The sequence below is a fragment of the Neorhizobium tunisiense genome (assembly GCF_039631515.1).
GTDB lineage: Bacteria > Pseudomonadota > Alphaproteobacteria > Rhizobiales > Rhizobiaceae > Neorhizobium.
In genome coordinates this window covers 1-4,292 of the sequence record NZ_JBDIUU010000019.1, presented here as the reverse complement: position 1 = coordinate 4,292, position 4,292 = coordinate 1, and the positions used below count along the sequence as shown (strand labels likewise).

Sequence of the window (4,292 nt, the reverse complement as noted above, 5' to 3'; positions counted from 1 at the left end):
TCGGAAGTCCGCAAGCTTGCCGAACGGTCCCAGGCTGCCGCTGCAGAAATCAGCGCCCTCTCCGGCGAAACGGTGCAGGTCGCGACCGATGCCGGCGAAATGCTCAACAAGCTGGTGCCGGACATCCAGAAGACCGCCGAACTGGTCTCGGAAATCTCGGCTGCCTGCCGCGAGCAGGATATCGGCGCCAGCCAGATCAACGAAGCGATCCAGCAGCTCGACAAGGTGACCCAGCAGAATGCCGGTGCCTCGGAAGAGATGTCGGCGACCTCGGAAGAACTCGCCTCGCAGGCCGAAGAGCTGCAGGCCTCGATCGCCTTCTTCCGGGTCGATCAGGCCGGCGGCAAGAAACCGGCCAAGCGGGCTCCGGCTACCGTTGCGGCCCAGAAGCCGATCGGCAAGCCGGCCCAGATGCGCCGCCCTGCGGGCCAGCCGTCTCACAAGGCCGATCATTCGGTGCTCAGCCAGCAAGCCCGCGCCAAGGGTTTTGCCCTCGACATGTCGATGGGCGGTCCGGATGCCGACGACGCGGACTTCCGCGAAAGCGCCTGACAATCAAAAATCCCGGGCTTCGGCCCGGGACCGCCGTCGTGTGTATGCGACGACATAATGCCGGGTCTCCGGTGTGCAGAAGGGTGAATGTATCGGCCTGACTGCGTTAACAAAGCTACCCGTCTACGGATGGGCCAAGTTTGTCATCGCATTGAAATCGGGGATACGATCCATGCGCTTCACCATTAAGCTCAAACTCGCCATCGCCTTTGGCCTGGTGATAATGATGTCAATCGGCATGGCTGTTCTGGCGATCATCAATCTTTCGTCGCTCAACTCCTCCGTCACTCACATTGTTCAGGGCCCTGCCAGCCACCTTGATAGCCTGAACACGCTTTCGACATCCCTGGCAGGCGCAATCCGGGGAGAGAAAAACGCCATTCTGAACAACGAGCCTGCCAAGATCAGCGTGTATCGCCAGAATGTCGAAGCGGCTCGCAAGGAATTCGAGGCGATCTTGGCCGATTTCGAGAAGGCCACCGATCCCGCCATGCGCTCCAAGGTCGGTGAATTACGGTCAGTCTATCCTTCATTCGTCGCCGTACAGAATGAGGTGCTGACTCTTGCCACGCAAAATACCAACGAGAGCAATCATCGCGCCGCTGAGATTTCGATGACCGAGGGCGCGGCTTTGGTCAATCGCCTGTCGGCGCTGATGTCGGACCTTACAACTCTCATCGAGGCCGAGCTGCACGCCACGGACGAAGCAACCAACGAGCAGTATACCAATTCCAGGAACGTGCTGATTGGGATGGGTGTTGGGCTTTTCGTGTTCTCGTTCCTTGTCGCCCTGTGGATTGGGCGCGGAATCAGCTCCGGCCTTCGCAAGATCATGGCCGTGGCGGATGCGGTCTCGATCGGCGACCTCAACCAGAACGTCGAGATCAAGACCAATGACGAGATCAAGGACCTGGTTGACACGATCAATATAATGACCGCCAACCTGCGCAATACTGCCTATATCGCCGACCAGATCGCCAATGGCGACCTGACCGTTTCGCCGAAGCCGCTCTCCGACAAGGACACGCTTGGCCTCGCGCTCGAAAGCATGGTCGAGCGTCTGCGCGGCGTCGTCGCCGATGCACTCGCCGCATCCGACAACGTCTCCTCGGGCAGCCAGGAGCTGTCGGCAAGCTCGGAGCAGCTGAGCCAGGGTGCGACCGAACAGGCCTCTTCGGCCGAAGAGGCCTCCGCCTCGATGGAGCAGATGGCCGCCAATATCAAGCAGAACGCCGACAACGCCGCACAGACCGAAAAGATCGCCCGCCAGTCGTCGCGTGACGCCGAAGCATCCGGCCAGGCCGTCGGCCGCGCCGTCGGCGCCATGCGCACGATCGCCGAGAAGATCTCGATCGTCCAGGAAATCGCCCGCCAGACCGACCTTCTCGCCCTGAACGCCGCGGTCGAAGCCGCCCGTGCCGGCGAACACGGCAAGGGCTTTGCGGTCGTCGCATCGGAAGTCCGCAAGCTTGCCGAACGGTCCCAGGCTGCCGCTGCAGAAATCAGCGCCCTCTCCGGCGAAACGGTGCAGGTCGCGACCGATGCCGGCGAAATGCTCAACAAGCTGGTGCCGGACATCCAGAAGACCGCCGAACTGGTCTCGGAAATCTCGGCTGCCTGCCGCGAGCAGGATATCGGCGCCAGCCAGATCAACGAAGCGATCCAGCAGCTCGACAAGGTGACCCAGCAGAATGCCGGTGCCTCGGAAGAGATGTCGGCGACCTCGGAAGAACTCGCCTCGCAGGCCGAAGAGCTGCAGGCCTCGATCGCCTTCTTCAAGGTCGAACGGGCCAACGCGAAGGCTCGGATGCAGCAGGGTTCCAAGGTTCACGCAACCGCAAAGCCTGACGCAAAACAGCCATCGAAAGCTCCTGCTTCTCGGCCGGCCGGCCATTCCGTCGCATCCCAGCAATCCCGCGCCAAGGGATTTGCTCTCGATCTTTCGATGGGCGGCCCGGACCGGGACGACGATGATTTCAGGGAAAGCGCCTGAGCGCTTCCTGACCAATGAGCGGGGCTGTCAGGCGGCCCCGCGACAGCCAGCGTGATTGCGTTGGTGCGACCACTGAAGATGCTGCCGCAAGGGGTCTCCCGATCGTCACGCTTTTCCGATCGCATCCGATTGAAACATCCTGACTTTCCACGAATTTCGAGGGTTTTAAAATGCGATTTACTATTAAACTGAAGCTTGGCTTGGCTTTCTCCCTAGTCGTCGCTCTGCTGATCGGCAGTTCTGCCTACGGGATCGTCAGCCTGGGTCTGCTGAATTCGGCGATGGGCAATCTCGTTTCCGGGCCTGCGTCGCGCCTCGACCAGGCGCAGCGTATTAATATCGTCCAGCTCGAAATGATACGTCAGCAGAAGAATTTCATGATGTACGAGCAGCCTGAGGAAGTCGCTGGCGCGAAAAGCAAAGGTGACGAGGCCCGCAAGCTTCTCGCGTCTCTGCTGGATCAGGCTCAAAAGGCGGCAACAAGCGAGACGAAAGACCGTTGGGCCGACGTATCGAAGGCCGCCCAGCTTTTCAACGCGGGTGACGACCGTATCCGTGCGCTGGTAGCGGCAGGAGACAAGAGCGGCGCCCAGAAGGTCTCCCAGACCGACATCCGGCAGGCGCTGAACCTCCTTGAAAGCAATCTCGGCGAGATCCTGAAGATCGAGCGCCAGTCGATGACCGACGCGACGGTCGCTACCGACCAGCAATATTCCAGCACCAGCACGCGTCTCACGATCCTGACTGCAGTCGCAGCGCTCATCGCGATCATGGCCGCCATCTGGATCGCACTCGGCATCAGCCGCGGCCTGAAGAAGATCGCGACGGTCGCGAATGCCGTTGCGATAGGTGACCTCAATCAGAAGGTCGGGATCAAGACGAACGATGAGATCAAGGACCTGATCGACACCGTCAACATCATGACCGACAATCTGCGCAACACCGCGACCGTAGCGGACCGCATCGCTGCCGGCGATCTTTCGGTCGAAGCCAAGCCACTCTCCGACAAGGATATGCTCGGCATTGCCATGCAGAGCATGATTGCCAACTTGCGCACGACCGCAGGCGTCGCCGATCGCATCGCCAACGGCGATCTGACGATCTCGCCCAAGCCGCTCTCCGACAAGGACGTTCTCGGGCTTGCGCTGCAGAGCATGGTGGAGCGTCTTCGCGGCGTCGTCGGCGATGCGCTCGCCGCATCCGACAACGTCTCCTCGGGCAGCCAGGAACTTTCGGCAAGCTCGGAGCAGCTGAGCCAGGGTGCGACCGAACAGGCCTCCTCGGCCGAAGAGGCCTCCGCCTCGATGGAACAGATGGCGGCGAACATCAAGCAGAACGCCGACAACGCCGCCCAGACGGAGAAGATTGCCCGCCAGTCGTCCCGTGACGCGGAAGCATCCGGCCAGGCCGTCGGCCGTGCCGTCGGCGCGATGCGCACGATCGCCGAGAAGATCTCGATCGTCCAGGAAATCGCCCGCCAGACCGACCTTCTCGCCCTGAACGCCGCGGTGGAAGCCGCCCGTGCCGGCGAACACGGCAAGGGCTTTGCGGTCGTCGCCTCGGAAGTCCGCAAGCTTGCCGAACGGTCCCAGGCTGCCGCGGCGGAAATCAGCGCACTTTCCGGCGATACCGTACAGGTTGCGACGGAAGCGGGCGAAATGCTCAACAAGCTGGTGCCGGACATCCAGAAGACCGCCGAACTGGTCTCGGAAATCTCGGCTGCCTGCCGCGAGCAGGATATCGGCGC

General features: G+C 61.5%; 2 protein-coding genes and 1 pseudogene. All 3 read left to right on the top strand.

Translation table 11 applies throughout. The annotated features are described in order from the left end of the window. Window positions 1-552: pseudogene (locus tag ABCW43_RS28800) on the top strand (methyl-accepting chemotaxis protein); the annotation flags it as partial. Window positions 553-724: 172 nt separating this feature from the next. Next, complete coding sequence (locus ABCW43_RS28795) at window positions 725-2,545, top strand: methyl-accepting chemotaxis protein (protein WP_345930749.1); 1,821 nt, start codon at window positions 725-727, stop codon at window positions 2,543-2,545. Window positions 2,546-2,715: 170 nt separating this feature from the next. Then, window positions 2,716-4,292, top strand: a 1,577-nt coding sequence (locus ABCW43_RS28790) for a methyl-accepting chemotaxis protein (protein WP_345930748.1), incomplete at its 3' end; no start/stop codon positions are given.